Raw genomic sequence first — 6,338 nt, forward strand, 5'->3', positions numbered from 1 at the left:
CGATGAACGCCGAAGTTAGTCCTTATCGGCGGCTGATCGTTTGCTGATCATTCCGGGTTTTGCGGGCTCCTGCTGAGACTGGCCTCGATGCTGCACCGTTTCGGATTCTTTGAACTCGACGAGGGAGCGCGCGCGCTCAGGCTGCGGGGAACTGCGCAAAAATTGCAGCCGCGCGTCTTCGATCTTCTGGTCTATCTCGTCCGAAATGCCGGCCGCGTCGTCCCGAAAGACGAATTGATGGATGCCTTGTGGCCAAATCTCCATGTCACCGAAGCATCCCTGCAGCGCGCCGTCAGCCTGGCCCGCGCAGCTTTGTCGGCCGGAGGCCTCGAGAATGCGATCCGCAGCTATGTCCGGCACGGCTACCGTTTTGCGATCGACGATGCGAGCGTTGATGCCGCTGTCCCGGGGTTCGACGCGCAAGAGTCCAATCGTGCCCAGGCGCTGGGGTTTGCCAAGGCCAAGGACTGGCACGGCGCCGCAATGGTCTTCGAGAGGCTCGATGCCGACGGGCAACTCTGCGCGGCAGACATCGATGTGTGGGCATTGGCGGTGGAATGCCAAGGCCGCCCTGCTGCTGCGATCCCGGTGCTGACCCGCGCCCTTGCCGCCTATGTTGCCGAGGGGCAGCCCAACCTCGCCGCGCGTGCGGCGGTGACGATCGCCAAACTCGAGTTGGAGCGCTCCGCTCCGGCCGCCGCCTCCGGCTGGATGGGACGGGCTGAAGCCCTTCTGGGTGACATGGAAGACCCGCGGACCACAGCCTACCTTTTGTGGATGAAGGCGCGGCAGGTGATCTTCCAGGGCCGTGCCGCGGAGGCGCTCGAACTGTCATTGCAATCGCATAGCGCAGCGCATGCCTGTGGCGATCCGGGCCTGATTGCACTCACGCTCGTCTATATGGGCTTCTACAACATCTCGCTTGGCCGCATCGAACAAGGGGTGAGCCAGCAGAACCACGCCGCCGCCATTGCCTTGTCGAGCAATGTGGATCCGGTTTTCGGAAGTCTTGTCTACTGCAACATCCTGTGGAGTTGCCGGACTTTTCCTGACTGGTCGCGCGCCCGGCAATGGAGCGAAGGCTTCGACAGCTGGAGCGAGGCGAGCTACGCCACCATACCGGGCACTTGCGACCTGCATCGCGCCGAGATCCTCGGGGCGCAACGCGACCTGATCGGTGCGCTTGCGGCGATCGACCAGGCTCTGCCGAAGCTCTCGGAGGAGGAGGCCTGGTCGATAGGGGACGGCTATCGCGTCCGCGGCGACATTCGAGCGATGATTGGCGATCTGGACGGCGCCAGGAAGGACTACGCCGCCGCTTATGCCGCGGGCTGGGATGCCGAGCCCGGAAACGCGGTCCTGCTGGCGGAAGCGGGCCAGGTGGGTGTGGCCCTGGCGGCGCTGGACCGGGTGCTCGAAGGCGCGAGCTGGTATCACATCCAGCGGCGTGGAATCCTTCTGGCACACAGGATGCGCATTGCGGCAATGGGTGGCCTTCGCGATATCGCAGCCGGGGCATTGGCCGAACTGGAAACACAGTCCGACCGTTGGACGCAGCCGGCCGTGCATGCGCTCGTCAACGAGGCGCATTATTTGCTAGCGAGCGACAATGAAGCGATCCGGTTTCTGGTGCTCGCCCGCCAGCTGTGGACAAGCGCCGGAATTGAGTACCACGCGGCCCGTGTTCGGCTGGAACTCGCCCGCATCCTGATGGAAGCGGGGGACATCGCCGCGGCCCGGACCGAGATTGCGGCGGCAGAACGCACCGCCGTCCGCATCGGCTCGCGCCGGCTTCAGATGATGGCGGCCGAGATGCAGCCGCAATTGACTTCCACGCCACCGTCCCACCTGATCGCCCAAGGATAGGCTGACTGTCGCCGGCGTGCGTGAATGATCATCGCAAGATCAGCCGCCGGTAAGGACGGCCAAGCCACCTCACCCCTAGTTTCCACTTCGTCACGCATGGTGCGTGGCTGCAACACGGCATGGTGCGGGCAACGCCCGGCCATTCGAAGGGAACGACGACAATGCAGCTTTATGTCATCCGCCGGCCGAGCGCCTGGGCATCGCTCGCTGAACTGGAAAAGGCCGGCGCCAAGTCGGCGCAGATCGGAAACGAACAGATGCCGGACCGGGTTCGCTGGATCCGCAGCTATGTGGTGAACGAACCGGACGGCCGCATCGGCACATTCTGCATCTATGAAGCCAAGGACGGCGCCGCCATTCGCGAGCATGCGCGCCGCGTCGGCATGCCGGGCGAAGAGTTCTATCCGGTGGCAACTACGGTCGTCGTGCGGCCGGATCCTGTGCCAGCCGAGGCAGTCTGAAACATCGGCACCGCGCGGCCCCCATGGCCGCCGGTGCGCGATGTCCTGTCCAGAGCTCATTCGATTGGAGAGTAAAATGAAACGTGCTTGGTGGGCTTTCGCCCTATTATCCCTTCTCGGCGCCGGCTCGGCATCGGCGCATTCGGGCGGCGAGTCGCCCTTGCTCGATCATGTTCGCAAGGCGAATGATCGGTTCAAGAATGTTTCGGTAGCGGTCGCCGAAGGTTATGCCCCCATTCCCTGCGCCAGCGGCCAGCAGGGTGGTGCAATGGGCATTCACTACGTCAACGGCGCTTTCCTCCAGGATGGCGTCATCGACATCGCAAAGCCCGAAGCGGTGATGTATGAGCCAACGCCCGACGGCAAGCTCGTGCTGGTTGCCGTGGAATACATAGCCTTCAAGGGGCCGGCTGCGTTGGAGGGCCATCTTTTCAACTTCAACGGTGCGCCCAACCGCTATGGTTTGGATCCATTCTACGAGCTGCATGTCTGGGCCTGGAAACGAAATCCGGCCGGCCACTTCGCCGACAACAATCCGAACGTATCGTGCAACGCCGCGAAACCCGAATAGGTAAGCAAGGCGCTGTCCTGGACGCTCGACGTGATAACGTTCGACGCCGTGCATCCGGGAACAGGAGCGGATTGTGAACGATCGCATCCGCCCCGATTTCGGCATCGGGGCCGGCATGGTTCGCTGATGGGCCGATGCGGCTTAAACGGTGAGCACGATCTTGCCGCTGTGGCTGCTGCTTTCCATCAACGCATGTGCCTTGGCCGCCTCCGCCAGCGGGAAGACGGCATGGATCAGCGGGCGGCAGCGCCCCTGCGCCAGCAAGGGCCAGGCGTTCTTCTCCACGTCCGCTGCGATGGCCGCCTTGGCCGTCACCGATTGAGCCCTCAGGGTGGAACCCATATGGCTCAGGCGCTTGGTCATCAGCCGCACGAAGTCGATCTCGACCTTCGAGCCCTGCAGGAAGGCGATGTTGACGATGCGCCCTTCCAGCGCCGCCACCTCGTAATTCTTGGCGATATAGCTGCCGCCCACCATGTCGAGGATGACATCCGGGCCGCGCTTGTCGGTGGCCTGCTTGACGGCCGCGCTCCAATCTTCGGCCTTGTAGTCGATGGCGACATCGGCACCGAGCTTGCGGCAGATCTCGCATTTCTCCGGTGAGCCCGCAGTGACGATGACGGTGGCGCCCAAGGCCTTGGCCAGCATGATCGCCGTGGTGCCGATGCCGGAGGAACCACCGTGAATGAGGAGGGTTTCGCCGCTCTGCAGGCGGCCACGCTGGAAGACATTGTGCCAGACGGTAAAGAAGGTTTCGGGGATGGCAGCAGCCTGGACCATGTCGAGGCCGGCGGGAATAGGCAGGGCGTGGCCGGCATCGGTCACGGCAAAGGGCGCATAGCCGCCGCCGGGTGTGAGGGCGGTCACCTTGTCGCCGACCTTCCAGCGGGTGACCTTCGGCCCGATGGCAACGACCTCGCCGGCAACTTCCAATCCCGGCAGGTCGGAGGCATCCTTGGGTGGCGGATAGGCGCCGGCGCGCTGCAGTATGTCCGGGCGATTGACGCCGGCGGCCGCAACGCGGATCAGAATCTCGTTGTCGCCGGGGCGCGGCACCGGACGCTCTTCCGGCACCAGCACTTCGGGGCCGCCGGGCCGGCTGATGGCGATGGCGGTCATGGTCGCGGGCAGGTCGGGCATGGCGGCTTCCAATCGTATCAGGGCAGGGGAGCGATCAATGCTGTTTGCCCTGATCGCTTGTCCCGAAGCAAAGCTCGTTTCCGCAAAAAAACGCCCTTTTGCTTCAACGCTTTGTTTCGACGCTTCCTTGCGATTCATGGTCGTCCAACCCAATCGCAAGGCAGTTTGGCGATGAATCAGTCGAAGATGCCGTCGCTGTGCTTGGCGACATAGTCCGCAAGGCCCAGCGTGTGGTCGCGAGCATAGGCTTCGGCCTTGGCGACGTCGCGCTTTTCGAGCGCCTCGATGATGTTGAGGTGATCGACGATCGACTTGCTGGCGCGATCGTCGCGGCCGATGGTGATCTGGCGGATGCCGCGCACATGCAACACCAGATTCTCGGTCATCTCAGCCAGGATCTGCGAGCCGGAAAGCTCGATCATGGTCTGGTGGAAGCGGATATTGGCGGTCGAGTATTCGTGCGGATAGTCGGCCGGCTTGTGGGCGTCGTTGAACTCTTGGAAGATCGTGCGCAGCCGCGCGATTTCCCGGTCGCTGGCGCGCTGGCAGATCAGGCGCACCGCCATGCTTTCCAGGGCCGCCCAGGCCTGGATCATCTCGATCACCTCGCGCTTGGTCTTCTTCAGCACGATGATGCCGCGCCGGGGCAGGGATTTGACGAAGCCCTGCTGCTCGAGCATGGCGATGGCCTCGCGAACCGGCGTGCGGCTGACGCCAAGACGCTCGGAAAGCTGGCGCTCGTCGATCCAGGTCGGCTCTGGCGAAGAGTAGATGTCCATATTGGCGATGGCATGCTTGAGCGCGGTATAGACCTTGGTCTTGTAGGTCTGTTCCGGAGAGAAACGTTCCAGCACCAGTTCGGGAGTGGATTCGTCGGCAATCGGCCAACGCGCTTGAATTTTTGGAGCCACGAACTCTTCCTCTCTCAAATCGCCCAAAGCGTACTTGTGATTTGGCGGCATCGCCAAGAATCGCAAAGACGCGTCGGAATCAGCAGCCGGAGCAAAGCGCGTTTCGTTCAAACGCGCTTTGCTCCGGCCGGACCAGATAGCGCCATGCTCTTCATAACGCATATACGCTATCCGGTCTTGCATTAGGTATACCTAAAACGGTTTACGGGTCGCCCTTGAACCGATGACGGCCGGATCAGCCGGTTCGGAAGAACGATTCCCTTCGTCGTAACTTCTTCGTTGCAGCCTGTCGTCGTTCCACCATCGTTTTGGCGGCGGGCTTGCACCCCTGCGCGCCCGCCGCCGGAAGGAAAGGCCCATACCGCCCGGGAGAAGGCGGTATGGTGAATGTCGGGGGACCGGCATTCATGAGTGTTTCGGAAGCGTCGGCTCAGCCCGCGGCTGCCTGCCGGCGCCGGGGCGACCAGTCGCCCAGCAGTTCCGTCAGCGTGGTGCCGAGGCGCGCCGGGGAGGGTGATACCCTGACGCCGGCGGCTTCGAGCGCGGCGATCTTGGAGCCGGCATCGCCCTTGCCGCCGGAGATGATGGCGCCGGCATGGCCCATGCGCCGTCCGGGGGGAGCGGTGCGCCCGGCCACGAAGCCCACCGTCGGCTTGGCCCGCCCGCGCCTGGCTTCGTCCGCCAGGAACTGCGCCGCATCCTCCTCGGCCGAGCCGCCGATCTCCCCGATCATCACGATCGAATGGGTGTCGGGATCGGCCAGGAACATCTCCAGCACGTCGATGAACTCGGTGCCCTTGACCGGGTCGCCGCCAATGCCCACCGCCGTGGTCTGCCCCAGCCCCTCATGGGTGGTCTGGAACACCGCCTCATAGGTCAGCGTGCCCGAGCGCGACACGATGCCCACCGAGCCCTTCTTGAAGATGTTGCCCGGCATGATGCCGATCTTGCATTCGTCCGCCGTCATCACCCCCGGGCAGTTCGGCCCGATCAGGCGCGACTTCGAGCCCGACAGCGCCCGCTTCACCTTGATCATGTCGGTGACCGGAATGCCCTCGGTGATGCACACGATCAGCGGGATTTCCGCGTCGATCGCCTCGCAGATCGCATCCGCCGCCCCCGGCGGCGGCACATAGATCACCGAGGCATCGGCCTTGGTGACATGGCGTGCCTCGGCCACGGTGTCGAACACCGGCAGGCCCAGATGCTGCGAGCCGCCCTTGCCCGGCGAGGTGCCCCCCACCAGCTGCGTGCCGTATTTGAGCGCCTGCTCGGAATGGAAGGTGCCGTTCTTGCCGGTGAAGCCCTGGCAGATGACGCGCGTTTGCTTGTTGATCAGGATCGACATTACTTGGCTTCCCGCACGGCTTTGACAATCTTCTGGGCGGC

Annotated in this window: 6 protein-coding genes; 3 read left to right on the plus strand and 3 right to left on the minus strand. The window is 63.7% G+C overall.

The genetic code is table 11. The features are described 5' to 3' along the window. The first annotated feature begins 87 nt into the window (after positions 1–87). From QM672_RS27690 to QM672_RS27700, 3 genes are all read left to right on the plus strand, one after another. Positions 88–1,866, plus strand: a complete 1,779-nt coding sequence (locus tag QM672_RS27690; RefSeq protein WP_415086485.1) for a winged helix-turn-helix domain-containing protein — start codon at positions 88–90, stop codon at positions 1,864–1,866. 161 nt (positions 1,867–2,027) lie between these two features. Further along, the gene (locus QM672_RS27695; RefSeq protein ID WP_367625475.1) at positions 2,028–2,327 is read left to right on the plus strand and encodes a DUF4242 domain-containing protein; all 300 of its coding nucleotides are present in this window, start codon (positions 2,028–2,030) and stop codon (positions 2,325–2,327) included. Positions 2,328–2,403: 76 nt separating this feature from the next. Further along, on the plus strand, positions 2,404–2,898 hold the full coding sequence (locus QM672_RS27700) for a hypothetical protein (protein ID WP_367625480.1): 495 nt from the start codon (positions 2,404–2,406) through the stop codon (positions 2,896–2,898). A 141-nt stretch (positions 2,899–3,039) separates the two neighbouring features. Here the strand turns inward: QM672_RS27700 and QM672_RS27705 are convergent, their stop codons facing one another. From QM672_RS27705 to sucD, 3 genes are all read right to left on the minus strand, one after another. Beyond that, entirely contained in the window at positions 3,040–4,038 is a 999-nt protein-coding gene (locus QM672_RS27705) for an NAD(P)H-quinone oxidoreductase (RefSeq protein ID WP_415086487.1), read from the minus strand. A gap of 176 nt (positions 4,039–4,214) precedes the next feature. Continuing rightward, positions 4,215–4,949, minus strand: coding sequence for a GntR family transcriptional regulator (locus tag QM672_RS27710; RefSeq protein ID WP_311945174.1), 735 nt, complete (start codon positions 4,947–4,949; stop codon positions 4,215–4,217). A 430-nt stretch (positions 4,950–5,379) separates the two neighbouring features. After that, positions 5,380–6,297, minus strand: a complete 918-nt coding sequence (sucD, locus tag QM672_RS27715) for a succinate--CoA ligase subunit alpha (protein ID WP_415086489.1) — start codon at positions 6,295–6,297, stop codon at positions 5,380–5,382. Positions 6,298–6,338 lie beyond the last annotated feature (41 nt).

The sequence above is a fragment of the Labrys sp. (in: a-proteobacteria) genome, assembly GCF_047605565.1.
Taxonomy (GTDB): domain Bacteria; phylum Pseudomonadota; class Alphaproteobacteria; order Rhizobiales; family Labraceae; genus Labrys; species Labrys neptuniae.

Bases quoted from the DNA above. Each gene is read 5' to 3' on its own strand.
- QM672_RS27700 (WP_367625480.1), top strand. From the start codon at position 2,404: ATGAAACGTGCTTGGTGGGCTTTCGCCCTATTATCCCTTCTCGGCGCC.
- QM672_RS27695 (WP_367625475.1), top strand. From the start codon at position 2,028: ATGCAGCTTTATGTCATCCGCCGGCCGAGCGCCTGGGCATCGCTCGCT.
- QM672_RS27690 (WP_415086485.1), top strand. From the start codon at position 88: ATGCTGCACCGTTTCGGATTCTTTGAACTCGACGAGGGAGCGCGCGCG.
- QM672_RS27705 (WP_415086487.1), bottom strand. From the start codon at position 4,038: ATGCCCGACCTGCCCGCGACCATGACCGCCATCGCCATCAGCCGGCCC.
- sucD (WP_415086489.1), bottom strand. From the start codon at position 6,297: ATGTCGATCCTGATCAACAAGCAAACGCGCGTCATCTGCCAGGGCTTC.